Origin of the sequence: Acidisoma cellulosilyticum (assembly GCF_020621385.1) — a bacterium.
Lineage (GTDB): Bacteria > Pseudomonadota > Alphaproteobacteria > Acetobacterales > Acetobacteraceae > Acidisoma > Acidisoma cellulosilyticum.
Genome location: NZ_JAESVA010000005.1, coordinates 23,891 through 49,785, shown reverse-complemented (window position 1 = coordinate 49,785; position 25,895 = coordinate 23,891). Strand labels below are relative to the sequence as shown.

The 25,895-nt window shown below is 62.5% G+C and carries 20 protein-coding genes and 2 tRNA genes; 11 read left to right on the top strand and 11 right to left on the bottom strand.

Annotated elements, in window-relative coordinates; translation table 11 throughout:
• The first annotated feature begins 166 nt into the window (after positions 1 to 166).
• From ACELLULO517_RS15105 to ACELLULO517_RS15075, 7 genes are all read left to right on the top strand, one after another.
• Entirely contained in the window at positions 167 to 1,351 is a 1,185-nt protein-coding gene (locus tag ACELLULO517_RS15105) for a hypothetical protein (protein WP_227308243.1), read from the top strand.
• An 83-nt stretch (positions 1,352 to 1,434) separates the two neighbouring features.
• Positions 1,435 to 2,664: an LL-diaminopimelate aminotransferase gene (locus tag ACELLULO517_RS15100; protein ID WP_227308242.1), complete on the top strand. Its 1,230-nt coding sequence runs from the start codon at positions 1,435 to 1,437 to the stop codon at positions 2,662 to 2,664.
• The gene (locus ACELLULO517_RS15095; RefSeq protein WP_227308241.1) at positions 2,661 to 3,962 is read left to right on the top strand and encodes a homoserine dehydrogenase; all 1,302 of its coding nucleotides are present in this window, start codon (positions 2,661 to 2,663) and stop codon (positions 3,960 to 3,962) included. Before ACELLULO517_RS15100 ends, ACELLULO517_RS15095 begins: the two co-directional genes overlap by 4 nt.
• Before the next feature lie 78 nt (positions 3,963 to 4,040).
• The gene (glpX, locus tag ACELLULO517_RS15090) at positions 4,041 to 5,024 is read left to right on the top strand and encodes a class II fructose-bisphosphatase (protein ID WP_227308240.1); all 984 of its coding nucleotides are present in this window, start codon (positions 4,041 to 4,043) and stop codon (positions 5,022 to 5,024) included.
• Positions 4,921 to 6,876, top strand: coding sequence for a single-stranded-DNA-specific exonuclease RecJ (gene recJ, locus ACELLULO517_RS15085; protein WP_319796429.1), 1,956 nt, complete (start codon positions 4,921 to 4,923; stop codon positions 6,874 to 6,876). Before glpX ends, recJ begins: the two co-directional genes overlap by 104 nt.
• A 160-nt stretch (positions 6,877 to 7,036) precedes the next feature.
• A tRNA-Glu gene (locus tag ACELLULO517_RS15080) sits at positions 7,037 to 7,112 on the top strand.
• A 12-nt stretch (positions 7,113 to 7,124) separates the two neighbouring features.
• Positions 7,125 to 7,200, top strand: a tRNA-Ala gene (locus tag ACELLULO517_RS15075).
• Between the two features lie 95 nt (positions 7,201 to 7,295).
• Here the strand turns inward: ACELLULO517_RS15075 and ACELLULO517_RS15070 are convergent.
• Complete coding sequence (locus ACELLULO517_RS15070; RefSeq protein WP_227308239.1) at positions 7,296 to 8,222, bottom strand: hypothetical protein; 927 nt, start codon at positions 8,220 to 8,222, stop codon at positions 7,296 to 7,298.
• A 366-nt stretch (positions 8,223 to 8,588) separates the two neighbouring features.
• Between ACELLULO517_RS15070 and ACELLULO517_RS15065 the strand changes: the two genes are divergently transcribed.
• A complete protein-coding gene (locus tag ACELLULO517_RS15065; RefSeq protein ID WP_227308238.1) occupies positions 8,589 to 9,665 on the top strand; it encodes an acyltransferase family protein in 1,077 nt (358 codons plus the stop codon).
• A 47-nt stretch (positions 9,666 to 9,712) separates the two neighbouring features.
• Here ACELLULO517_RS15065 and ACELLULO517_RS15060 read toward each other — a convergent pair whose 3' ends face one another.
• The 8 genes from ACELLULO517_RS15060 to ACELLULO517_RS15025 all read right to left on the bottom strand — a co-directional run bounded on the left by ACELLULO517_RS15060 (position 9,713) and on the right by ACELLULO517_RS15025 (position 18,934).
• On the bottom strand, positions 9,713 to 11,110 hold the full coding sequence (locus ACELLULO517_RS15060) for an ATP-grasp domain-containing protein (RefSeq protein ID WP_227308237.1): 1,398 nt from the start codon (positions 11,108 to 11,110) through the stop codon (positions 9,713 to 9,715).
• A 2-nt stretch (positions 11,111 to 11,112) separates the two neighbouring features.
• Positions 11,113 to 12,369 carry an NAD(P)-binding domain-containing protein gene (locus ACELLULO517_RS15055; protein WP_227308236.1) on the bottom strand — a complete coding sequence of 419 codons (1,257 nt, stop codon included), beginning with the start codon at positions 12,367 to 12,369 and terminating at the stop codon, positions 11,113 to 11,115.
• 197 nt (positions 12,370 to 12,566) lie between these two features.
• The gene (locus ACELLULO517_RS15050; RefSeq protein ID WP_227308235.1) at positions 12,567 to 13,079 is read right to left on the bottom strand and encodes a spore coat protein U domain-containing protein; all 513 of its coding nucleotides are present in this window, start codon (positions 13,077 to 13,079) and stop codon (positions 12,567 to 12,569) included.
• A complete protein-coding gene (locus tag ACELLULO517_RS15045) occupies positions 13,067 to 15,271 on the bottom strand; it encodes a fimbria/pilus outer membrane usher protein (protein WP_227308234.1) in 2,205 nt (734 codons plus the stop codon). Before ACELLULO517_RS15045 ends, ACELLULO517_RS15050 begins: the two co-directional genes overlap by 13 nt.
• Before the next feature lie 311 nt (positions 15,272 to 15,582).
• Complete coding sequence (locus ACELLULO517_RS15040) at positions 15,583 to 16,320, bottom strand: fimbrial biogenesis chaperone (protein WP_227308233.1); 738 nt, start codon at positions 16,318 to 16,320, stop codon at positions 15,583 to 15,585.
• A gap of 14 nt (positions 16,321 to 16,334) precedes the next feature.
• Positions 16,335 to 16,748: a hypothetical protein gene (locus ACELLULO517_RS15035; protein ID WP_227308232.1), complete on the bottom strand. Its 414-nt coding sequence runs from the start codon at positions 16,746 to 16,748 to the stop codon at positions 16,335 to 16,337.
• Between the two features lie 73 nt (positions 16,749 to 16,821).
• Positions 16,822 to 17,331 (bottom strand): Csu type fimbrial protein, encoded by a 510-nt coding sequence (locus tag ACELLULO517_RS15030; protein WP_227308231.1) that lies wholly within the window; start codon positions 17,329 to 17,331, stop codon positions 16,822 to 16,824.
• A gap of 346 nt (positions 17,332 to 17,677) precedes the next feature.
• On the bottom strand, positions 17,678 to 18,934 hold the full coding sequence (locus ACELLULO517_RS15025; protein ID WP_227308230.1) for an MHYT domain-containing protein: 1,257 nt from the start codon (positions 18,932 to 18,934) through the stop codon (positions 17,678 to 17,680).
• 790 nt (positions 18,935 to 19,724) lie between these two features.
• Between ACELLULO517_RS15025 and efeU the strand changes: the two genes are divergently transcribed.
• The 3 genes from efeU to ACELLULO517_RS15010 all read left to right on the top strand — a co-directional run bounded on the left by efeU (position 19,725) and on the right by ACELLULO517_RS15010 (position 23,801).
• Positions 19,725 to 21,329, top strand: a complete 1,605-nt coding sequence (efeU, locus tag ACELLULO517_RS15020; protein WP_227308229.1) for an iron uptake transporter permease EfeU — start codon at positions 19,725 to 19,727, stop codon at positions 21,327 to 21,329.
• Positions 21,316 to 22,539: an iron uptake system protein EfeO gene (efeO, locus tag ACELLULO517_RS15015; protein ID WP_227308228.1), complete on the top strand. Its 1,224-nt coding sequence runs from the start codon at positions 21,316 to 21,318 to the stop codon at positions 22,537 to 22,539. The genes efeU and efeO overlap by 14 nt, the downstream gene beginning before the upstream one ends.
• A 77-nt stretch (positions 22,540 to 22,616) precedes the next feature.
• Positions 22,617 to 23,801, top strand: coding sequence for a Dyp-type peroxidase (locus tag ACELLULO517_RS15010; protein ID WP_227308227.1), 1,185 nt, complete (start codon positions 22,617 to 22,619; stop codon positions 23,799 to 23,801).
• Between the two features lie 73 nt (positions 23,802 to 23,874).
• On the opposite strand, the gene ACELLULO517_RS15005 is transcribed toward ACELLULO517_RS15010, so the two are convergent.
• Both ACELLULO517_RS15005 and ACELLULO517_RS15000 read right to left on the bottom strand, forming a co-directional pair.
• The gene (locus tag ACELLULO517_RS15005; RefSeq protein ID WP_227308226.1) at positions 23,875 to 25,029 is read right to left on the bottom strand and encodes a DUF5666 domain-containing protein; all 1,155 of its coding nucleotides are present in this window, start codon (positions 25,027 to 25,029) and stop codon (positions 23,875 to 23,877) included.
• Positions 25,026 to 25,859 carry a DUF6502 family protein gene (locus tag ACELLULO517_RS15000; RefSeq protein WP_227308225.1) on the bottom strand — a complete coding sequence of 278 codons (834 nt, stop codon included), beginning with the start codon at positions 25,857 to 25,859 and terminating at the stop codon, positions 25,026 to 25,028. Before ACELLULO517_RS15000 ends, ACELLULO517_RS15005 begins: the two co-directional genes overlap by 4 nt.
• Positions 25,860 to 25,895 lie beyond the last annotated feature (36 nt).

Here is a 25,895-nt window from a genome sequence, read left to right as displayed (position 1 = left end):
GACACGATCCTTTCCGGCATTCGCCGCTTGGGTTAGACCAACCCCCGCCTACAAGGATAAGGGCTGTATGTTGCTAACCGATTCAGAGGGTAAGGCTCGGACCAGCCGGGTTCAACCCACAGTCACGCCAGGGCTATCACGCGGAAGCTTAGGGCGATCAGGGGCTTTGGCCATCGCCTCCCGCCTGGGCGCCATCACCGCGCCGGCCGGCCTGCTGCTATTGCTGGCGGGCTGCAGCGACGTGCCCAATTCCATAGATCCGGTGTCCTGGTGGCATAATATGGAAGGCGGCGCCATTGCGCAGGACCGGCCGCCGCCGCCCAACCCCAAAGCCCCTTTCCCGCATCTGGCGGCCGCACCCAAACGCCCGGCCGGCATGCCCGACGCGGAGTGGGCCGACTTGAAGGCCGCGCTGACCGCGCAGGGCGCCAACGCCCATCAATATGCGGCCGACAATCCGATCCCGACCCTGCCGACGACGCCGGCCAATGGCGCGGCCCAGACACCGAAACCGGCGCCCGTTCCGGCCAAACCGCCCGCGGCTGCGGTCACGGCAGCGCAGGCGCCCACGGATTCGGCGGCCGATATGGCGGCGATCCAGCGTCTGGAAAATGCCCAAGGGCCGAACGGCAGCAACGCCGGCCTGGCTTCCGCCAAAACCGTCGCAGCGGCCACGGCCGCGACTCAGGCGCCGGCATCCGCATCGGCCAGCAACGGCACCAGCGTGACCTTCGGTGGGCCGGATCAGCCGCAGAATGCTCAGAAGGCCCCGCCCCCCGGCCCGCAAAGCTTGCCGGTGAATGCTGCCGGACAGCCCGAACAAGGCAAGTCCGTCGGCACCCATTATACCTATTTCGATCCCAACAACGGGCTGAGCGTGCCGGGCGCGCTCGGCCCCGTCGCCCAGCCGGACGAGGCGCATCCGCCCGCGCTGCCAACCAGCATCCCGGCACCGGCCGCCGTGCCCGGCTTCGCGATCCCGGCCTTGCCTTCGACCTATGTCCCGCCCAAGGTCCTGCCGCAGCCGGCCCCTTACGTGGCACCCGCGCCTTTGCCGCCGGTGCCACCGCTCGCTTTGTCCTTCCCGCCGCGATCGGCCGTGCTGTCGGCGCCCATGAAGCGCGCGCTGTTGCAACTGGTCTATAGCCGCCAGACTGCGCGCATTGCCGTCACCGGCTACGGCGACGCTGCCAGTGAAACGCTGGCGGACCAATCCGCCGCCATGCCGCTGGCACTGGAACGCAGCCGGGCCATCACCGTCCAACTGATGGCCGATGGCTTGCCGGCCGACGCGTTGGTGCCGAGCGCCCAGGCGCTTGGCCAGGGTGGCCTCGCGCGATTGGTGGATTGACGATTGAACGGATTGAGCAACGGGGGGATTGGGCGTAACGGCTTTTCCCCTTTCGTGCTTCACCCCCGTTCGGACCACCTGCCATGACCGAAGAGTTCCACCGCATCCGCCGGCTTCCGCCTTATGTCTTCGCGGTCGTCAACAAGGCCAAGGCCGCCGCTCGCGCCGAAGGGGCCGATATTATCGACCTCGGCATGGGCAATCCGGATAGCCCGACGCCGCCACATATCGTGGCGAAGCTGGTGGAAGCGGTGCAGGACCCGCGCACGCATCGCTATTCGGTCAGCCGCGGCATCACAGGCCTGCGCCGCGCGCTCGCCAATTATTACCAGCGTCGGTTCGACGTCACGCTGGATCCCGAGACCGAGGTTATCGCGACGCTCGGGTCCAAGGAGGGGCTGGCGAACCTCGCCGCCGCGATCACCAGCCCGGGTGACACCATCATGGTGCCGAACCCCTCCTACCCCATCCATCAGTTCGGCTTCATCATCGCCGGGGCGACTGTGCGCTCCATCCCCGCGACCCCGGATGACGAGATGCTGCGCGCCATCGACCGTGCCGTCCGCCATTCCGTGCCGAAGCCGACCGCGCTGATCGTCAATTTCCCGTCCAACCCGACGGCAGAGCTGGCCACGCTGGATTTCTACAAGGAACTGGTGGCGCTCGCGCGCCGGCATGAATTCTTCATCCTGTCCGACCTTGCCTATGCCGAATTGTATTTCGACGGCGCGCCGCCGCCGTCGGTATTGCAGGTCGAGGGCGCCCGCGACGTCACGGTGGAATTCACCAGCATGTCCAAGACCTATTCCATGCCCGGCTGGCGCATGGGTTTCGCCGCCGGCAACCAGCGGCTGGTGACGGCGCTGGCGCGCATGAAATCCTATCTCGACTACGGCGCCTTCACGCCCATTCAGGTGGCGTCCGCTGCCGCCCTGAACGGCCCGCAGGATTGCGTGGAAGCCGCGCGACAACTGTATCGGGAGCGGCGGGACGTCGTGATTCCTGGCCTGGCCGCCGCCGGCTGGAACGTGCCCAGCCCGCGCGGCTCCATGTTCGCCTGGGCACCGATCCCCGAGCGCTACGCCCATATGGGCAGCCTCGATTTCTCGACGCTGCTGTTGGAACGCGCCCGCGTCGCCGTCGCCCCCGGCATCGGCTTCGGGGAATACGGCGACGGCCATGTCCGCATCGCGCTGGTCGAGAACACCCAGCGGCTGCGGCAGGCGGTGCGCAATATCCGCACCTTCCTGGCCAGCGACGGCAATCAATCCGCTGGCGCTCTGCCGGCCTCTACTCCGCAGGTATCCGCATGAGCGACCCCCACAAACCGCTGCGCGTCGGCATAGCGGGCCTTGGCACCGTCGGTGCCGGCACGGTCAATGTTCTGCGTCAGAATGCGGCTATCATCAGCGCCCGTGCCGGCCGGCCGATTACGGTCACGGCTGTGTCCGCCCGTGACCGCACGCGGGACCGCGGTTTCGCGACCGAAGGCCTGATCTGGCATGACGACGCGGTCGCGCTCGCGACCGACGACAATGTCGATGTGGTGGTCGAGGTCATCGGCGGCGCGCAAGGCCCGGCGGCCGATACGGTGCGTGCCGCCATCCGCGCCGGCAAACCGGTCGTCACCGCCAATAAGGCGCTGCTGGCCCTGCATGGCGCCGAACTCGCCAGTCTGGCAGAAGAATACGGCGTGCCGCTGGGCTTCGAGGCGGCGGTTGCCGGCGGCATTCCTGCCATCAAGGCGCTGCGCGAGGGGCTGGCCGCCAATGAGATCATCTCGGTCTCCGGCATCCTCAACGGCACCTGCAATTACATTCTGACGGTGATGCGCGAGCAGGGTCGCGACTTCGCTGAAGTATTGGCCGACGCCCAGGCCTTCGGCTACGCGGAGGCCGACCCCGCCTTCGATATCGACGGTGTCGACGCCGCCCATAAGCTCGCCATCCTGGGCGCGCTCGCCTTCGGCCAGCCGGTCGATTTCGCGGCCCTCCATGTGGAAGGCATTCGCCGCATCACCGCGCTGGATATTGCTTTCGCGCGCGAACTTGGCTTCCGCATCAAGCTGCTCGGCATTGCCAAGCGCACGGCGGACGGTGTCTCGATGCGCGTCCACCCCACCATGGTGCCGGAAGCGGAGGAGATCGCCCAGGTTGACGGCGTCTTCAACGCGGTCGTGGCCGAAGGCAATTTCGTCGGCCGCGTGATGCTGATGGGCCGTGGCGCCGGTGCCGGACCCACCGCTTCAGCGGTGGTGGCGGACCTCATCGATATCGCACGCGGACGCCTGACCCCAATCTGGGGCGTGGAAGGCTATGCGCTGGGCAAGCTGCCGGCTTTGCCGATGTCGGCGCATCAGGGCGCCTATTATCTGCGCCTGATGGTACGCGACCGGTCCGGCGTGATGGCGGACGTCACCGCCGTGCTGCGTGATGCCGGCGTGTCCCTGCAATCCATGTTGCAGCACGGCCGCGCACCGGGCGAATCGGTGCCGATCGTGCTGGTGACGCATGAGACGACGGAGGGTGCGATGATGCAGGCGCTATCGGCCATTGCGAATCTCGACAGCGTCCTGGAACCGCCGGCGCTGATCCGCATCGGTGCCGCCTGATACCCGCGTTATTTCACGAATCGGCGCGGGCCGGGCTAGGCTCGTCCCCGCGCGAGCGAGATCTTGAAGGAGCACGCCATGTCCCAGCTTCCCCGCCAACATACCGACCGTAACCTAGCCCTGGAGCTGGTGCGGGTGACGGAGGCGGCCGGCATCGCCGCCGCCAAATGGATCGGCCGCGGCGACAAGAACGCCGCCGACGGCGCGGCCGTGGAAGCCATGCGCCACGCCTTCGACTCGGTCGCCATCTCGGGCACCGTCGTCATCGGCGAGGGCGAGATGGACGAGGCGCCGATGCTTTATATCGGCGAGAAGGTCGGCATGGGCGGCGTCGAGATGGACATCGCCGTCGACCCGCTGGAAGGCACCGAGATCGTCGCCAAGGGTGCGGCCAACGGCATGGCCGTGATCGCGCTGGCCGATAAGGGCCGCTTCCTGCATGCGCCGGATATCTACATGCAGAAAATCGCCGTCGGTTCGGGCCTGCCCCAGGGTGTGGTCGACCTGGACGCGCCGGCCGGCGCCAATCTGCGCAACCTCGCCCGCGCCAAGAAAGTCGATATTTCCGATCTCGTCGTCTGCATCCTGGATCGCCCGCGCCATGCCGAGATTATCGCGGAGTGCCGCGAAGCCGGTGCGCGCATCATGCTGATCGAAGCTGGGGACGTCGCCGGCTGCATCGCAACCGCCCTGCCGCAAAGCGGCGTCGATATCTATCTCGGTTCCGGTGGCGCGCCTGAAGGCGTGATCGCGGCGGCCGCCCTGCGCTGCATGAACGGCCAGATGCAGTGCCGCCTGCTGTATGAGGATGACGCCCAGATCGAACGGGCGAAGACCATGGGTGTGGTCGACCCCAACCGCAAATACAGCCTGCACGAGATCGCCGGCGGCGACGTCATGTTCGCGGCGACCGGCGTGACCACGGGCCCGATGCTGCGCGGCGTGCTGCGGACGGAAAGTGGCGCCGTCACCCATTCCGTCGTCATGCGCAGCAAGTCCGGCACCGTCCGCTTCGTCGAAGCGCAGCACGACTTCGCCATCAAGCATTGGACCAACGCATGATGCGCGAAGCCATCACCGGCTTGCGGGGGACGCGGCGCTGAGCGCGCTCGTCTCCTCCCCCTCCCCGACCGAGGCTGAGGCCGTGCTGGGGGTGGAGACAAGCCTGAGCGGCCGCCGCTGGCTGTGGCGCGCGGGGGCGGATGCCCTGCCCGCGCATCTTGGCCTCGGCATTGCGCAGAAGCTCGATGTGCCGGAAATCGTCGGGCGCCTGCTCGCTATCCGCGGCATCGGCATCGAAGAGGCCGTGCATTATCTGACACCGACTTTGCGTGCCCTGCTGCCAAATCCTTCGACGCTGATCGACATGGATCACGCGGCAGCGCGCATCGCCGAAGCGGTGAAGCGCGGCGAGACGATCGGCATTTTCGGCGATTACGATGTCGACGGCGCCTGCTCGACCGCGCTGATGACTGAATTGCTGCGCGGATTGGGCTGCATCGTCTTTACGCATATTCCTGATCGCGCGACGGAGGGCTATGGCCCTAACCCGACCGCTCTCGGCGCCTTGGTCGATAAGGGCGCCAGCCTCGTCATCTGTGTCGATTGCGGCACCGCCGCCCACGATACTCTGACCTGCCTGACCGGCCGGGCGGATGCGATCGTGCTGGACCACCACAAGGCGGAAGGCCCACCGCCTGCGGTCCTGGCGACGGTCAACCCGAACCGCCTGGACTGCGGCTCGGGCCAGGGCTCGCTCTGCGCCACCGGCATCGCTTTCCTCACGGCCGTCGCGATCCTCCGCCATCTGCGGCGGGACGAATTTTTTGGTGCGACAAAGCCCGAGCCTGATCTGATGGCGCTGCTGGATCTGGTGGCACTGGCAACCGTCTGCGACGTCATGCCACTGACGGGTCTCAACCGCGCCTTCGTCTCCCAAGGCCTGCGCATCATGGCGCGCGGCAACCGGCCCGGAGTCGCGGCTCTGCTGGAAATTGCCGGCACGCGCGGCGTGCCGACCACAACCTCCTGCGGTTTCGCCATCGGGCCGCGCATCAATGCCGGCGGCCGCGTTGCCGATTCGGGTCTCGGCCTGCGTCTGCTGCTGACCCAGGACGCGGACGAGGGCCGCGAAATCGCGGAACTGCTGGACAGCATCAACCGCCAGCGCCAGCAGATCGAACTGGGCGTCATGGAGGAGGCGATCAGGCTGGCGGAGGCCCAGATCGCCGCCGGACATCCGGCGCTGCTGGTGGGCGGCGAAGGCTGGCATGCCGGCGTCGTCGGCATCGTCGCCGGACGCCTGAAAGAGAAATTCAACCGCCCTGCCGCCGTCATGGCCTATGCCGAGGGCCGCGCGACAGGCTCCGCCCGTTCGGTCCCCGGCATCGATATCGGCGCGGCGGTGCTGGCCGCACGGCAGAACGGCTTGCTGGAACGTGGCGGCGGCCATGCCATGGCCGCTGGCTTCTCCCTGCCCATCGAGGGCGTGCCGGCACTGCATGCCTTCCTGAACGATCGCCTGGTGGCAGCCAGCATGATGCCGGCGGCGGCGGCACTCGCGATCGAAGGCGTCATGACACCGCGCGGGGCGACCGTGCAGGTGGCGGAGTATCTGTCCCGCCTCGCCCCCTTCGGCCAGGGCAATGACGAGCCGCTGCTGATCATGAGCCATGCCCGCGTCACCAAGGTGGACCGCATCGGCAAGGACGGCGGCACCATCCGCGCCATTGTCGAGGGTGAAGGCGGCGGGCGGCTCAAAACCCTGCTGTTCCGTGGCAAGACCGGGCCGCTGGCCGAGGCTTTGACCGATACCGGCCGCCGGCCGCTGCATCTGGCGGGCTATCTGCGGGCCGAGGAATGGAATGGTGTGGTCAGCGCCAGCTTCATTCTGCAGGACGCCGCCTGGGCCTGACCGCGCGCTGCCCGCCCCTGCATCAGGAGCGGGAGAGCCTTGTCATGCTTCTGACCAAAAATGCGCGACGCAGGGGTTGATTCCGGAACGGCCCTCGGCTACCCAGCGACACGGCCTGATGAGGCGCCGCAAGGCATCTCATCACATCGCAGAATGGTTCGTCCCGTTCGTCTAGAGGCCTAGGACACCGCCCTTTCACGGCGGTAACACGAGTTCGAATCTCGTACGGGACGCCAATTATGCCGGGCGGGGATGTAGCTCAGTTGGTAGAGCGCCTGCTTTGCAAGCAGGATGTCGTCGGTTCGATTCCGGTCATCTCCACCATCCCCCCAGAAACGCAGAAAACCGGACTGCCCGCCGCCTTTGCTGGCCGGGGCTCAGCCGCGTCCAGCAAAGGCGGCAGGCGCAGGGCGTTAAGCTTAGCTCTCGCGCTTCCAGAACTCACCCTGAAATTTGTCGTGCCAGGCTTTGGCCTGGAGCGAGTCATAGCTGGTGCCGCTGTTCCATTCGCCGTTCTTGTTGTTATCCCACCAGACATCGAGCAGAGCCGAGCGCGACATGTGATCATCGGCCAGGTAGGCGCTGTCAGGGCCTTTGAGAAACTGATACAGCGCCTGCGGGCTTTTAAGCTGGCTTATTTTATCGACCGTGTATTGGTAAAGCAGATCGTGCAGGCCGATCTGAAGGATCGGTGCTGCCCGGGAACCATTTCTCGGCACGATCACTGAGATCATGAACGATGCTCTTGCCTGGCGTGAAGGAGAAGGCGTTCGGATCCCACGGGTCACGGTCAAGAAACGGAGCGAATTTTTTTCTGCTGCGTACAACGCCGTATTGCCTTTTTCCTCAGCCTGTTTGCCGTACATCTGCAGCCGCCAACTGTCTGCGTATTTAACGATGGCAGCACCGAAGAAATTCATCGCGGTTTCAGGTGATACGACAGTACCGCCCCAAAGAAGGGACCTGATGCCGTCATTAAGCTCCGCGGTCGGCGGCACCCAATAGCCGAGCTTAGGCTTAGGAACGACCGGTGCCGGGTCAAATAACCCTATGAGAAAGCTTGCGGCGGCCGCACCGCCTGCTGTGACGGCATTGCCGCTATAGCTGGCGTTATGGGCCGAAACGCCGAAGGATTTCGCCATGTTGGCGTAGAACTGGTCATTGGCATATTGGGAATTCTTAGCCCATTTTCCTGGATTAATTGTGAAATCAAACTTGATGTTATAGCCGATACACAGAGAACCGCGAAACCCGACCGTTTCCATTGGCTGCTTTCGATCAAGCTTATTCTGGCGCCGAACTGCCAAGTCTGACGATCCGGATCGGTTGACCATTCCGGCAATCATCCTCTTGATCCTGACTATAGTTGTCGGCGCAACTTTCGTCAGTAGTCCCATTTTTATCGCACCAGCCTGATTCCTGCCCGGGCGCCAGCTTCAGGCGGATGCGCCTGGAGCGGTACCTGTTCGCTTACGCGCGCAAATACCGCTCCAGATTATTGTTTTTGCGAGCATCTTCACCCGGCCAGATGAGTCCATCTGACCGGGATCTGCTCTGACCGAAAAGCGGTAGCGGCGCCGCACGCGACCCTCGGCTATTCGCGGGTGCAAAAGTCGGCAGATCCGATTGCATGAGGCCCCTAAGGCTTTTTGCGGATTACAGACTTTCGGAAGCCTCTTCTAAGACGGATAGGCTTCAGAAGGGTCTGTCCTATGCTTTTGCCGACCACAAAAAAACATCAGTTTGCCGTGCTGGACGGCTTGCGCGGGTTTGGCGCGCTCTCCGTATTGGGTTTCCATCTCGTGCAGCAGCATGTTTTGGGCAAGTTTCCCTTCGCGGGTCTGGCCGTCGACTTTTTCTACATGCTCAGCGGTTTCGTGATCGCCTTCGCCTACGAACCGAAGCTGCGGGCCGGCACAATGACCCTGAAAGCCTTTGCCTGGATCAGATTCGTGCGCCTTTACCCATTGCTGTTTGTCGGCACATCCATGGGCATCCTGCTCGGGTTTCTGGCCGCCCATATCAAACACGATGTGACCTATCAGCAGATCGCCCTCAGCGGGTTTCTGGGCCTGCTGCTGCTGCCCTCCTATGTCTTCAGCCAATGGGGCACGGCTTTCCCCTTCAACATGGCGCAGTGGTCGCTGACCTTCGAGATCTTCGCGAATGCCGTCTTCGCTGTCCTGGCGCCGAAGCTCACGACCCGCGTGCTGATCGGCGTGGTCGGGTTCACGGCCCTTCTGCTGATCGCCATGGCGCTCGCGCATGGCGACATCTACGGCGGCTACGACAAGGACAATTTCGTCTATGGCTTTGGACGCGTGCTGTTTCCCTTCTTTGCCGGCGTGTTGATTTTCCGGTTCCGCCGCCGCCCGCGGCATGCGCCCCTGCTTGCCACAAGCCTCATTGTCGTCCTGATCGCCTTCATCATGCTGCCGCCCTGGCATGCCGGGCTGTTCACCCTGCCCTATGTGATCCTGCTGTTCCCCGCTATCATCGTCCTGGGTGCGGCGAGCGAGGTCGGGGCCAAAGCGTCAAGCTTTTTCCGTCTCCTCGGCACGCTGTCCTATCCGCTCTATATCCTGCAAAGCCCTATCCTGCGCATCGGCGAGGAAGTGCTGAAGCGCAAGCATTTCGGCCTCGGAGGATCGATTGCCTTTGCCCTGGTGGAGGCGGTGATCGTGCTTGCTGTCTCCTACGGCGCGCTCACCCTCTACGACCTGCCGCTGCGACGTTTCATGCGCCGCCGCATGGCAAGGCCGCGGCAGGCCATCGCCGGAAACGCTTAACGCCGAGACCGCGTGATCTCTGCCGTCAGAAGCTGCGCCACCCGTTGTCAGGCATGCCGGCGGGGCTCGGCATAATGTCGGCAAGGTTGCTGCAACCAGCCCCTGTCGGCTGTTCTCAGCCCGCTCGGCACGGCACGCCTGGCCGGCACTGCCGACACCGCCGCCCTGGCCGCACCGATATCACGCAGAATCTCCGGAAATTCCTGTGGATGGATCACGGATAGGCGCCTCAGATAGGCTGCCATCACCCCCGGCTCGTCATAAGGCAAGTCGTGATAGATGCCGGCCTTCCGGAGGCGCGCCAGATCATGAGGGGCGCGCTCGATCTCCTTCGGAAAGAGCGCCACAGCCTGTGGCGGCTGAGATTGCACAGGTGCTGGCGGCACAAAGCGCTCATCCAGGCATTGCATGAGCCGTGCGCAAAGATCATGCCCGAATAGCCGCCCGAGATGCGACGTGCCGATGGGACGGGGATTTAATTCTATCAGCGAGGCCTGACCTGTCGCTGGCTCCAACATGAAATCGAAACTGACAAAGCCGGAACAGCCCAAGGCCGCGACCAGCCGGCGCGACGCCTCGGCCATATCCGCATTCTCGATAGGGCGCACCACCGTGCTGGGTCCGGTGGGGGCCGGATTATTCTGTTCCGCGACGAAGCTGACACCGTCCAGAACCTCGCCCTTCCAGGCAAGGACCGTGCGCATCGCCGGAACACCGGGAAGGTAGGACTGCAAAACGGGCGAGGTTCCGACGGCCCCTGTCAATCCCGCCATGCCCCAGATTTTCCTGCGCATGGCGCCGCGCAGCCGCTTCCAGGACGTGGCGCCGCGTGCCGTTGCCATCGCCACGCGCAGGTCATCCTGGGTTCTGGCAATCGTGACACCATGGCCGCCGCAGGTATTTTCGACCTTAAGGACCGCTGGATAGCCCCAGGCCGCCGCATGTTGCAACACAACAGAGGGATCATCCGAGACACAAAAGCGCGGCAAGCGCAGCCCAAGCGTCGATGCGACCTGCATCAGTTCAGCGCGGCTGCAGACAGCAGAATAGCCGCGAGGCGATCCGAACGAGGTTTCGAGCAAGGTCCGGAGGCCGGAGCTGACGGCGACGGATGTGGCGATCGCGCGCAGACAGAGTGCCGCCATGTCATCCAATGCAATGATCAGGTCCGCATCCCATTCCCGCGCGGCGGCTTCGAGCCTGCTGCGGATGAATGGCAGCGCAAGCCAAGCACCCCGCTGTGCCGGCAGGGCGAACCGGCGCCCCATGAACCGCGATTCCGCGCAGTAAAAGCCCGGCGGGCAAAGAACCGCGCAAGCGGCGCCCAGCCCGCCCAGGGCCGAGGGGAGCTTGTCGATACCAACATCATTGGTCAGCGCTACGAATAATATCCGCGCACGAACACCCTTTTGCGCAGTCCCATAGCTCTCGCCGGTCGTCAGCACATCTAAGCGTCCAAGGCGAAGGAGCGAGGCATCGGCTCCTTCGGCTGCGCGGCCGCGTGTTGCCCTGGGCGTCCGACCGGCCTGGATGCACCAAGATGCCGTGAAAGCCGCTGCGCCGTGAATTCCGCTCCGGCGGCAAACCGCATCACCGGGCCAAAGCTATTGGCCGCCGCCGGGCCGATGAAATAGAGCCCAGGCACCGATGTCTCAAAATTTCGTGACAATTTTGGTGCGCCGTCAACGTCACGGATGGCACCGACCATGACATCGTTCAGAAATGTGTTGCGCCCGACTTCGACTTTATAGCCCGTGGCGCAAATGACGTGATCCACCGTGAGCGTGTTGACTCCACCGTCTTCGCTGCGCGTCGTGAGCAAGACCTGCCCGCCGGCCTCGATCGCATCTGCCACGACCGTTCCCGTGACGATCCGGACATGCCCCTCCACTTCATCGCGCACGAACCATGCCGGCGCGGGCCCGAGATAACGACGCACGATTTCCGTGCGGAATCTGTCGGGCATATGATGGAACACCATTGGCGCGCGCGTGCAGAGCACTGATTTCCAGCCCGGCCCGAGCGCTGTCATCGGTGCGCGGATCTTGTCGCGCAGGGACCGCTGACCGAGCGGCGTCTGGAATCGAACGGTTTTGCGTCTTGCGATCACCGTGACATGCGCGCCGCACCGCCTGAGCGCGGCCGCCACATCCATGGCCGAGGAGCCACCACCGATAACAGCCAAGTCCTGGCCTGCGAATTGAGTGAAATCGCTATGATCCGAACTATGGCTGCAGATCGTCCCCGGTAGGTTCTCGAAAGCGGCGGGGCGCTGGGAATAGTTTCGAACGCCGGCTGCGATAACGACCTGGCGCGATGCGATCTCGCCGCCATCGGCAAATTTCGTCAGAAAGCCGATCTTCGTTCGCGTGATGCCGATCGCCATCCTGTTTTCCAGACCAGGCAGAAAGCGTTTTTGAAACGCTTGGCCATAGCCTATGAAAATCTCCTTACTCACCGGGATGCCGGTATGCGCGTAGGGAATGGACTCCGCTTCGCAATAGGCGCCGAGCGTGAAGCTTCGGCTCGGCTCATACAAGCCGGATGCGAAACCCTCGGACTTCAGATACATGCCTTCCGGCATATTATCGGCCCAAGCGCCCATGACCGCTCCGACAATTCTGAAGTCGAGATTGCGCGAACGCAGATAGGCCCCAAGTGACAGGCCATAGGGGCCAGCGCCAATGATCAGGCAATCCGTCAAGCTTAATCTCCTGGACTGGACCTTTTGATTGAGCATTTCCTAGGCTTCCTAAGCTATGAAAGCCTAAGCGGAAGTAGGATGACCTGTCTCCTTATACAAATAGGCCCTAATTAATCCTTTTGGTTGATACTTCACTTATTCGTTAACCTGGCCGATTATGGGGAAAGGAGCTTGTGGGCGCCGATCTGCCTGGAAACTCAATAAGTCACGGTCACCGTGATCATGTCGGAATAGCTGCCGGCCTTGACGAATTGATGCGCGGGAATTGCCCCGAAGCCCGTGAAGCTTTGCGTCGATGCACCCGCATTGCCGCCCGATTGCAGCGTGCTGCCGGTTCCATTGCCCCAGACATTGGTCAAGGCCGCGGTGGTATAGATATTGTAGGAGAGCGGTGTTGTCGTGCCTGTCATGGTGCGCGGGCCATAGCTGGCCGCGTTACCCATGCTCAACGCAATGGTGAAGGCCGGCAGTGTCGGCCCAATCGGCAGCAGCGCTCCGACGCATGTCACTGTTATCGTATTCACCGCCGTCACGGCGGTCCCTGTCGAACCATAATAGGGGCCGAAGACGATGGCATTGGCCGTGATTCCTGGCGTGCCCGCGAAAAGCCCCCCGATCAGGCCACCATTGCAGACCGCAGCCTTACCCGATCCTGGCAGCAGGACAAGAAGCGATGTCGCGACACCCAAAACGACCCTCACGGCAAGCATTTGACCGACTGACCTTTCAAGTAATGATCCGTGGTGACCGACAGATTTGCCGAAAGCCGGCATTTTGTCCTGGACGTCAGAACATAGCCTTCCAAATGCTTGGGTGCATTGACAATCAGCGCCTCGCCGTCATAGCCGATCACCGTATTGGGGCTATCGGAACCTTTGAGATAGATCAACGATCCCGGTGCCGGAAAGGAACCATCCGGCTCGGTAATGCGGATCATCACATCCGTAATCGGCTTGCTTGGGAAATGCGCGACGACACCGCCATAGAGCGGCGGCACGACCGCGATGGAATTCGTCTTGAAATTGGCGGAGAGCGGCAGATCTTTTGGATCGAGCGATATGAGGTTTGGATAGTTGGAGGTCAGACCAGGAACGAAGACCTTGCCGCTCGCATCCGTCTTCCCGATCGGCTGATTGAAGAGCGAAACCGGGATATCAGGATAGCCGACATCGACCAAGGCGAAGGCGGATCGCGTCGGCGAACTGAAATGGATGCCGTCGAGCATGGCAATGCTGCCATTGGCAAGAAGCTGCGCTGATTCCTGATCGTCAAACCGGGCCAATGTTACCGAAACATTCGACAGATGCGTATTGGCCTGGAACAGCGCATAGGACGATCCATAATTTCCGATCTGATTCTGAAGCTGTACGCCATAGCCATATTGCGTGCGCGGCAAGTCGGAGAAGCTTTGACCATATTGCGGTCCCTGGGACGAGCCTGCGCCGAGTGACAGGCCACCGCGCGGTGTTCCGCCGAGCGGAAAACTCAGACTGATATCGATGCCGTTGGATCTGGTTGTCTCGGACTGGCTCTCGCTTTGTCCCGCAAAAGCCGAGACATTGAGAGACCAGTCATCCCAGAATATTTTGCTGTATGATATAACAAGAAACTGGCTGTCGCCGTCCGGCACCGATTGCTGCAGTCCATAATAGGAATATTCATTCGGTGTCTCGGCGGTTGGCGTCGCCACCTGCGCGGTATAGGCCGCATTGAGATTGCCAAGATGATAGGGCAAGGATAATCCCGCCGACAGATACCAGTTCAGCCTTGGAAAAGGGGCACCGTTCTCCGCCGCCAGATCGTAATAGCCTGGGCTCGCCAAGGTCGCACCCGCGGATAGGCTGAGCTTATTGCCTGATCTTGTGTAATTGACGGAAGCCAGCGTTCCCAAAGCCCCCTGATGCGCACTGCCGGCGGCAGAGACCGAGACATCGCCGAAAAAGCCGGAGGTTTCGAGTGTTGCCCCGAACAAGGCCAGGCTCGGGGAGGCCTCCAGGTGAAGCGTGCCCGTATAGTCGTTGGAAATGCCGTGGCTTATCGTATCGTCGGTCGCCGGAATACTATACCCATCCTGCAAGGTTCCGTAATTCTGCCGAAGATATCCGACCGTACCGGCATAGGTCGTCAAACCTGCCTTCAACATCGTGGCGCTGACGTAAAACGGCAAGGTTTGCGAGCTAACCTGCCCACTTGGACTGCGGGTCTGGACGGTGATGCTGTTAAGACCGCTCAAAACCGGAATCCCGACCAAGGCGAAAGGCCCAGCGTTCAGATTGCCGTTATAGGCCTGGGCGCTATTGACCAGCAAGGACACGGCCGACGGCAGCGACAGATTGCTGCCGATCTGCGGTGTCGGAAAAATGACAGTGCTGGGCTGCAGCACGCTATAGTCGCTCGCAATCTGGAAGCCGCCCATCAGATTGCCTCTCGCCCAACCGGGCGGCGTCGTGATGACGTCGCCAAGGCGAATGGCACGCGGGGCTTGAACATCGTCATATTCATAGGTCGTCGACAGCCGGGCGACAGCCGGCTGATCGCTGCCGGGAACGGACGGAAGCTGAAGTCCTGTCTGCGATATCAGCATCCCCCATGGCGAAAACAGGACCCCGTTTATGGTGCCGAGCAGAGAGGCATTGCTCTCGCCATTGGAGCCCGAAAACGGTGTCGTTACGCCCAGATTATAGTTGAAATAGGCGCCCGTCGCCGCCGTCGCCGGTGCCTGAATGGGCGAGTTTCCGCTCAGATTGGTGATGCTCGGCAAAATATACTTGGCAGGGAGCGTGAAGACGATCGTCTGCGTCGCATTGTCAATCACCGCGCTGACCGGCCCGGAGGCTGGGATAAGTCTGTACCCTGCCCCCGCCGCGACACCCACTTGACCGGATATGCCGAGCTTTTCCATGTCGGCGCTCTTGATCCTTATGCCACCCGCCGTCATCACGACAGGCAGAAATCCAGCCAGGCTGCGGCCGTCGACCACCGGCTGCAGATATAAAATATTTTGAGGCGATGCAGCCGCCCAGACGGACGTCGTTGCACCAAAAGCGCAAACCGCAACGCAAATGATACAGGCCAGTCGGTTCAGACGCTTGCAACGCTTGGTCTGATTGCGCCTGCCGACATTGCGACCTATCGGCACGGCCCTGGCAGTCTGGCCTTGGCGCACATCACGATCGCTCATCGCGCGAGCGACAGACCATACCATTCAGTCAGCTAATCGCTCGGCATCAGCGACACCGAGAGCGGGCGCTCCACGCCATTGTCGCTGACCGTGAAGCGGCCGCCAGCCGGCGGCAGTCCGCTCAATTTAGTATAGAGGTCTCTGGTCGATCTTGCGAGGACATAGCCTGACAGACCGGGGAGTTCCATCACCCGGGCGCCAGCTTTTGTGTGATAGGCCAAATCAGCCAGGCGTATATGCACATCGCCGCTATTGCTCAGCCGCAAAATAATAGCATCGGATCCACGCAGGAACTGGGCTTGAAGCTGGGGCGGTGCCGCGTCACTGCCCGAAATGAACAAGGGCAAGCTGAACGCCAGCAACATCTGAATGCCGACACCCGTCAAGGATCCGGGGGACGGCAGTTCGTTCAACAGCAGGCGGTACGAGAGTTCGGTCGCACCGGCCGTGGCGCTGAGATTAGCGACACGAACGACCTGCTGCTGGTTCGGCTGCACCGTCATGAAAGGCGGACTGGCGACGATATCGGTTGTGTCATCCAGAACATCCTGACCCGCTTCCTGACGCCAGGATTTTATCCGGATTTGTGAACTGGTCGGCGCCGTACCATTATTGAAAATGGTGCAAATTGCGGTGTCCCCAATCTGGCCCAAAGCCAGCATCGTTGGCGAAATCTGCACATCCTGGCCAAGCTTTCCTGGCTGCGCAAAAGCAAGGCGAGTCTCCATCAGAAGACCGGCCGTAACAATCATCACAGTACGACGCTTCATGATTTGCCCGAGATTTAGAAGCAGGCGGAAACGACGGCCAGACGCGACGGTCTGCCTTGAGCCCAAGCACTTGTATCAAACGGCACCCCTGCACCGGATTGGGCATTGTCATCGCTGGGGTTTGAGCTGGTCTCAGCACCACAGGATTCCACGCCACCCGCCGGGATGCCCGCACCTGTTCCCCGCATCGCCGTGCGGGCCTTATGGTTTTCCTGCTTGTAAGCAAGGTTGACATAAATCTGAACCGGCGTTCCGTCTTCGCATAGGGATGCGGTCACATGATCGGTTACGGATAAAAGCCAATTCATATTCACCGTGCAGGAGCCGTTGACTTGGGCGGTGACGTCAAATTGCGCCTCAGAAATCCCTGCGCATTTGCCGCTCTCAAGGCAGACGAAACCCGCTGTCGCTAAAAGCAGCGCATACATCCCCTTAAGGCATAGACCCTGTACCACAAGGCAGGTTTCCCCATTCTTTGGTCCGCTTGCGTTTCACCAAGGATCAGTAAGTCAAGGTGACATTGATCGTGTCGGTATAGTCGGTCGCCGCCGGCACAAATTCATTCGCCGGGATCTGCCCGTAGACGGTAATTGTGCCGATGCCGGTGGAACTCGACATCGTGACGGTTTGGTTCGAGGTCAGGCCCCAGGGCACGCTCAGCATCGAATCCTGAAAAAGGTAGTAAGGCAGATGGCTGGTCGACGTGGTGGCACTCGCCATATAGCGCGGCAGCGAACTGCCGGCATTGCCAAAGCCAAGCGTCACGCTTGGGGTGACTGCAGACGTGCAGGTAGCGGTAATCGTTGAATTGCCGACCGAGGCTGCAGTCGGTACATAGGCACCGAATGCAATATTGGTTGCACCGACCGTGCAGCTTGATGCAACCGATGCCGTGACGGTAAATGACGAGGTCGCCGTCGCCGCCGACGCGACCGTTCCTGATAGACAAACGCCAAGGATTGCGAGGCCTAAGGCGCGAACCATTGAAAACTGCTTCTTGTTGCTAGCCATTACTGTCCTCATCTCAAGCCGGCAATGTTTGACGAATATCTGTTTGCTCTTTGTCGTTCTGCTCTATGGCATCCGAACTCTTATCGGCAGGTGATCCCGATCAAAACGATCCGTCGATGCTAACGAAAATTGGTTAATTTATTCTAAATTCAGATCGAATAATAAAATTGTTATTATATCGATCTTAATTATAAGAAATACAACCCGACCAAACTCCCTATTCGAGACTAGACTTATGGGGTAGGTCCTATCACCTCGGCTAATAAATCTGGCCGGGGACTTTTCCCATCCTCGCTGATTTAACAAATCTGCTGAATGAACGGAACTATCCGCCAGGAGGCTTGCCTTAAGCTGATGCTTTGCTTCCGATGACCGGGGAACCGCCCAACGCAACCTGCGCCTCATCAGCAAAGCCCCGGATTCTGATCATCTCAGGGAAATTTGCGAGAAAAACCGATGTCAGCCGCGGATCGAAATGCTGCCCGGACTCCCGGCGCAGATAGGATTCGACTTCATCGGCCGACCAAGCCCTTTTGTAAGGCCGCTTCGACAGCAGCGCATCGAAGACATCCGCGATCGCGACAACGCGGCCTGCAAGCGGGATCGTCTCCCCCCGCAACCCGCGCGGATAGCCGCTACCGTCCCATTTCTCGTGATGCGTCAATGCAATCTCAGCCGCGAAATCGAGCAGCGGCATCCCGCTGCCGCTCAGCAGATTATGGCCGATGCTGGTATGGGTCTGCATCCTGACCCGTTCCTCATCCGTCAAGGCGCCCGGCTTCAACAGAATCCGGTCCGGAATTCCGATCTTGCCGATGTCATGCAAAGGGGCTGCCTCCAGGATCTGCCTGGCAAAACCCGCACCGGTTCCCGCCAGCTCGGCAAGGCGGCTGGCAATCCGCGCAAGCCTTATGACGTGATTGCCGGTATCGTCATCGCGGAATTCGCCGGCCGCACACAGACGACCGACAATCTCGCGCGTCGAGGCAAGAAGAATGTTGGTCTCCCGTTGTGCGGCGACGGCCTTATTGCGATCCGCCGCATTGCAGACAAGGGCCAGCCCAAGCAGAGAGATGGTGACGCCAGCGACGGCCAGCGTCAGCGGGTTGCGCGAAATCCCGCCTTCATCCGCAATCTCTGCCCCGAAATGAATGACGGTCGCCGCCATGCCCGCGTAATGCAAACCGCAGATGGCGGCCCCCATGATCAAAGCGGCAATGACCCTTTGCCAATTGAGCTTGGCGTTGCGGGAAAGCCAGAAGGCCGCCGTCGCCGCGCCGATCGCAATCAGGATCGACAGGCAAAAGAAACCCGGCGTGTAGGATAGTGTACCGGGCAGTTCCAGTGCCTGCATGCCCGTGTAATGCATGGCCGCGACACCGATGCCGACCGTCAGGCCCGCACCGCAAAGCTGACGCCGGCTGGGGGCGTCGGTGCCGCGCACGATTTCGAGTCCCACACCGCAAGCAAGCACGGCGATGAGGAAGGAAATGACGGTCAGTCCGGGATTATAATCCATCGGAAAGACCGCGCGCACCGCAAGAATGCCGATGAAATGCATCGACCAGATGCTGCCGCCGAGGGTCAGCGCACTGCCGATCAACCAAAAATATGCAGAAGGCGGGCTGGCATTGTTCAGCCGTTCGGTCATGTCGAGCGCGGCATAACTGCCAATGACGGCAACACAATAAGAAAGCGCCAGGATTCCTTGATCGTGCAGGAAGTGAGGCCCGCTTGCGGTGCTGACGCACAAACCTAAGAAAGTCAGATTCATTCCACGGTCACCGCATGTCTTTGAAGCGTTACGCTAGGATGCTGCCTCATCACCGTAAAAAAAATCAACAATTCAAAGCAATATCCATCCCTGAAATCGTCAGGTTATCTCGTCAACATTTTCACCAATCTGTAAACGGGGAAGTATCGCCATCAACACTGGCGCGTAATACTAGACTGAGTGCTCTAGGTTTCACCCCGATGACCTAGGCAGTTGGACCTGGGCCGTCAGGCCGAACTCGCTGACACGTCGGGCAGGAACCAGCCCGCGATCGAGCTGCCCCCGCGTTCAAGGATGAGACCGCCATCGATCCGCGGCGCCGCCCCACGACCGGCGTCTGGAGTCCGGACGGCGCGACCTCTCAACCCGGCAGGCCTTAGGTCTGAGGGTTCGGGTCGCGATTGCGAATGACTTGCATTGTCGACGGCAGCCGGATATTCCAGCTTCGTACTCACTCACGCGTTCGCCCAAACGGAGGCTAGGGATCACCGAGATAGCGATCTAACGGAAGAACCAACGACGCTCTCGGGCTCCTGCCCGCCGGCGCTATCCGGGCCATTGGCCAGCCTACCCCCTCATCTTGCGGACAGAGGCGGCGGACCCCCGCCGAAGCGAAGCGATGCTTGCGACTTTCGTCATCGGCCTGCGTGAAGGTCTGGAAGCGGCGCTGATCGTTGGCATCATCGCGGCCTTCCTGCGCAATAACGGCCGCAGCCTCACCGCCATGTGGGCGGGTGTCGCGCTCGCCATCTTTCTGTCCATCCTCGTCGGCGTCGGGCTGGACCTGGTCGAACAGGCCCTGCCCCAGGCCGCGCAGGAAGGGATGGAGAGCGTCATCGGCGCCATCGCCATCTTCTTCGTCACCGGCATGATCGCCTGGATGAACAAGCATGCCCGCAGCATGAAGCGGGAGCTGGAAGCGCAAGCCGCCGAGGCTTTGAGCCAGACCAGCGCCTTCGCCCTGGCTGGCATGGCCTTCCTCGCCGTGCTGAAGGAAGGGTTCGAGACCGCGGTCTTCCTGCTCGCCACCTTCTCGGCCGCGCAATCGGCCGTTCTGGCCGCAACCGGCGCCGTGCTCGGCGTGGCGCTGGCCGTCATCATCGGCTGGGGCATTTATGTCGGTGGCGTGAAGATCAATCTGTCCCGGTTTTTCCGCATTACCGGCGGCTTCCTCATCCTGGTCGCGGCCGGGCTGGTCATCACCGCGCTGCGCACCAGCCACGAGGCCGGCTGGCTGAATGCCGGGCAGCAGATGACGGTCAATCTCGCTTGGCTGGTCGCCCCCGGCACTGTGCAATCGGCATTGATCACCGGCGTGCTCGGCATCCCGACCGATCCGCGGCTTGTCGAGGTCCTTGGCTGGTTCGCCTATCTCATCCCCGTCGCCCTTTACGTTTATTGGCCGCAGTCCCGTCGCCCGTCCGCCCGTGGCGCGGTGCAGCTTCGCTACACCATCGCCGTCGCACTTCTGGTCCTCGCGACCGGTCTGGCCTTGCTCTACCCGCCAGCTCGTCCCGGCCCGCTGCCGGCAGCGGCTCTGGTCGCATCCGACAACACACAGACCTCTCTCGGCACCGCCAAGCTCTCGGCCCACGGTCAGGCCCTGGTGCTGACGATCAAAGGCCAGGACAGCCGGGTCGCGCTTCCTGCGGCGCAGGCTAAAGCCGCCAGTCACGAAGGCATGCCGGCACAGCGCTGGCATCTGACCTCAAGCGGCAAGCCGGCCAATGCCCCCGCCACACTGACCATCGATCAGGTCTTCGACCTGAACGGCGGGCGCGCCCCGATCGGCCTGAACTTCCGCATCCATCCCGGCCCCTATGACGCGCAATGGACCAACACCCGCACCACTGACGTTTGGACCACCGCTGGCGGCATGCTGCTGGATGCCGCGCAATCCGATACGACGGTGGTGCAGCTTTCGGGCAGCGGCCTCTCCGACCCACGGACGCTCACGGTTGCCGACAATGCCAACGGCAACTGGCAGATCACCGGTGACTACGCCGCCGATGTCTCCGTCACCCTCGGCCGCCTTGAGGCCGCCCAGCGAGAACGCGCCTTCTGGGCGCTGGTGCTGCCGGCCCTGCTCGCCCTCGTCGCCCTTTTCCTCGCCTTAGCCGCCAGTGCGAAAACCCGTGCGCTCAATCGCTCGGCGGCGGCCAAGGCGCGCCAGCCCTCGAACAACCATCGCCTGTCCAAAGGAAATACGCATGCTGCAGAATAGCCTCCGTCGTCCGCTGCTGCTCGCTGCCGGTTTCGGCGCTGTCCTCTCTATGACGACGGCCCTGTCCGGCTTGGCCCGCGCCGCGGAAACCGCGCCTGTGGTGAACGGCGTCAGCCAGGTTCATGTCACGCTGGTCAGTGACAATGGCGGCGCCTGCCTGGTCGATTTCGATCAAGTCAAGGCCGGCCCGATCACCTTCACGGTCACGAACCAGACCGCCACGGCCATCACCGAAGTCGAAATCCAGAGCGACAACCGCATCCTGGGTGAGAAAGAAAACCTCGCCCCCGGTCTGCCGGCCGTGGCGCTGACGCTGACGCTGGGTGGCGGCGCCTATCAGATCTATTGCCCCGGCGCCGGCCAGGAACTGCAGCCCTTCACCGTCACCGGCAAAGTCGCCCCGGCCGCTACCGGCACGACCGCCCAGCTGCTGCAGGACGGCACCATCGGTTACGCCAAATATGTCGCGGGCGTTGCCGCCTCCATGGTCGATGCGGTGAAGATCCTGAAGGCCGATATCGACGCCGGCGACCTTGCCAAGGCGCGCGCCGAATACCCGCTCGCCCGCCCCTTCTATGAGCGTATCGAGTCGGACGTCGACAGCTTCGTGCTGCCGGGCTTCAAAGCGACCGACAATGCCGGCAGCTTGGACTATTTGATCGATATGCGCGCCTCCGCCCTCGACCCCAAGGTCGGCTGGCACGGCTTCCACGCGATCGAGCGCGACCTGTTCCAGAACAACGCCATCACCGCCGAGACCAAGGCGCAGGCGGCCGAACTGCTGACGCATGTCGAGATGCTGGCCAAGATCACGCCGACGCTGACCTATAAGCCGGAAGACCTGGCGAACGGCGCGGCCGATCTGCTGGAAGAAGTGCAGACAACGAAGGTGACGGGCGAGGAAGAAGACTTCAGCCATATCGATCTGCTCGACTTCGCCGGCAATGTCGAAGGCGCGCAGCAGGCTTTCGCCTTCCTGGAACCCGGCATGATGAAGATCGATCCGGACCTGACGGCCCGCGTTCAGGGCGAGTTCGCGAAGGTGAATGCCATGCTCGATACCTATCGTGACAAGAGCCAGCCCGGCGGCTACGAGCTTTATACGGCACAGGTGAAGGCAGCCGACGCTGCGAAACTCAGCAAGGCCATCCAGGCCCTGCAGGAGCCGCTGTCGAAGATCGGCGAAAAAGTCGCAACCGCAGAGAAGTAATGGCTCATAAATTGACGAAACCTTCGTCTCTATCCCGTCGCGGTATGCTCTTCGGAGCGACCGCCGGGGCCGTGGGGGTGGCTGCACATGCAGCCGCCCTTGCGGGCGTGCCGCCCCAAGCCAGTGCGCCCGGTGGTGATGATGTGGTGGATCTGACCCAGACCCACCCCTTTTATGGCGATGCGCAGCAGGCAGGCATCAGCACCGAACCGCAGCGCCACTCCATGTTCATGACCTTTGACCTGACGACGGCCAAGGTCGGTGACCTGCAGGTGCTGCTCGCTTTGTGGTCCTCTGCCATCGCGCAGATGATGCAGGGTGCCACCATCGGCCAGGTGGAGCCGAAGCAGCCGAGCGCCGTCGGGTTCGACACCGGCGAGGCACTGAACCTCGGTCCCGCCTCGCTCACCGTCACGATCGGTCTTGGCCCCAAAGTCTTCAGCGATATCTACGGGCTCAGCCATCAGATGCCGCCACTATTGCGCGAGCTGAAGCAATTGCCGAGCGACCAGCTTGACCCTGCGCTGACGGGCGGCGACCTCTCGGTCCAGGCCTGTGCGGATGATCCGCAGGTCGCCTATCACGCCGTGCGTGACCTCGCCCGCATCGCCAAAAGCACGGGCAGTGCGCAGACGCGCTGGACCGTCATGGGTTTCGGCCGCGCGTCCGCCGGCCGTGGCCAATCCACCCCGCGCAATCTGCTCGGCTTCAAGGACGGTACGCGTAACCTGAAGGAAGATGCCGAGTTCGAGCAGTTCGTCTGGGTGAAGGACGGGCCGGCCTGGCAGCGCTACGGTTCGTACCAAGTCGTGCGCAAGATCCAGATGCATATCGAGAACTGGGATACGGACCGCGCCAGCGACCAGAACAACGTCTTCGGCCGCCACAAGGTGTCCGGCGCGCCGCTGACGGGGACGAAGGAATTCGACACACCGGACTTCAAGAAGGTCGATGCGACCGGCAATCCCGTCATTCTGCCGACGGCGCATATTGCGCTGGCCGCCTTCGAGAACAACAAGGGCATCCGCATTCTGCGGCGATCCTACAACTACACGGACGGGCTGAACCAATTCGGCCAGCTGGATGCGGGACTTTTCTTCATGTCCTACCAGAACGATCCGGCGCATTTCGAGATGCTGCAGACCAAGCTCGGCGCCTCCGACGCGTTGAACGAATATATCGCCCATATCGGATCAGGCATTTTCTTCGCCCCTCCGGCGCCGAAGGAAGGCAATTACATCGCGCAAGAGATGTTCAGCTAATCGGTTCGAGGTCGGATGACGTGACAGAAAAGGCGGCGTGAGCCGCTTTTTTTGTGTCTGCAACCGGTCAGGTTCAGGGTCCTGTCCCATTGCCTGGCCCGGCGCCGCCAGGACCCGGACCACCCGGATGGCCGAAACTCGGCCCGCCCGGCGATGGCGGCTGATGGGCCGTGCCACGCGGTGCCGTCATACCGCCAACGTCCGCGGATTCCCCACCCGCCACATTCACCGATGTCGCGACCAGTCCGGTCGCGCCGGCCCTTACCAGGCCCAGAATGGCGGGTTCGGCGACGGCGGGCAGCGCCGTGCCGGGCGGCAGCGCCAGATGCGCAGCGAAAGGGTCAGCGCCCCCACGCGCACCGCTGATCAGCGCCTGAATAGCAAAATGGCTGATGCCGGGGCCGAAGGCAGCGGCAGGATCGCTCTGCAATTGATCGGGCATCGCGCGCTGCACCGCCAGAGCATCGCCCACCAACCGACCGCGCAGGCTGACCATCTCACCAGCAAGGCTTGCCACATCCCCGCCCACAACCACCAGCGTGCCGATGCGATAGTCTTGTCCATTGCGTTGAAGTCGTCCGCGTAACAGCACCTCACCCGCGACAGCGGTATCGATCCGGCTTGCCAGCACACCGCCGTCCGGTTGCGGCAAGCCACTGACCGCCACCCAATTGCCGCGTGTCAAAGCCGCCTGCACCCAGGCGCCGGGCGCGATGTGGACAAGCTGCCCGGCGACGATCCAGATGCCGTCAGTTACCTCACGCTCCACCGGTCCCACGATCTCATGCCGGATCGCGACCTTGGCCGTGATTGGCCGGTGACCGTCCCAGGTCGCGACCAACACCGCCCGCTGGCCGGCCGCCAGATTTTGCTCGCTCGTCGTCAGACCATCCATAGTGACCGTCAGCGACGGCGCCAGCGCAACCTCCAACCCCGCGAGACAGACACTGCCGAAACCGGTAATGACGGCGGCAACCCCGGTCGGCGGCTTGCTATCCGTGGGACCAGGGGCTGTCGGCGGCCGGGTGATAGGGCCAGTGCCGCCGATACCACGCTCGGCCAATCGCATCTGGCCGTCGCCCTCGGGCGCGCGACAGGCCGTGCCGGACATAGCGGGATGCAGCCAGTTCACATCAGACCAGCGCACCGGTCCTGCCAGTTCCGAAGCCTGTGGCGTGCAGGCGGTCAGCAGCCAGGCCAATGTCACAAGGGCGGGACAGCGCTTCATGAGCGCTCTTCCTTGCCTTGCTCATCCTCGACATAAAGATAGATGCCGAAATTGACCCGTCTCGTCGGTCCCGATTTCGGTGACGCATCATCGGCAGCCGCAATGGCCGCCGCCTGCCGGTTGATATCCTGCATCAACCGGGCGGAGGCCGCGCGGGCCGCCGCGTCCAGAGCGTCCGCCGCCCCCGTGCTCAGCCGATCGTAATGCAGGCTGAGATCGGGGAAAGGCGCATGATCGGTTGACAGAACATTCGCGGCGGCCGCCGCGATATGATCGTGCAGATTGCGCCCGAAGTAGAAAAGCTGTGCCTCCGCCCCCGGCGCCGGGATAAAGGCTTGCATATTCAACCGCACCCGGTCGCCCGCTTCCAGTGTGACGATGCCCTGGGCCAGGAACTCATCCAATACGGCGCGCGGCCGCACATCGGTGGTGACGGAGCGCACCAGCGCATCGAAAGACGGCCCCGACGCCGCGCTGCGCGGCAGAAGCCAAACGTCATCGGTCGGCGTCGCAAGCCAGCGTGCGATGAGCGCGCTTGTGAGCGTGACGGAGGATGGCTCCCGCAGGGCCGGCACCGGTGCGCCGCCGCCGGCTTCGCGCAGCCGCCTGATTTCCTTGCGATGAATGCCGGTGGCAAGGCTGAGGCGACTATCCGTCCGCGCCTTGTCCTGTTCGATGCTGCTGGCCGCCACTTCGACGAAGAGCATGCGCAAGCGCTCGGCAAGGACCGGAAAGGTAATGCCCACGCGCAGCATCAGCCGCACCAAAGGGCGCAGCAGATGGGCGGAGGCGTTTAAAATCGCCTCGGTCGGGAGGGTGTGCGGGTTCATGGGCCGATACGAAAGGTAACATGCCTCACGTTTCGT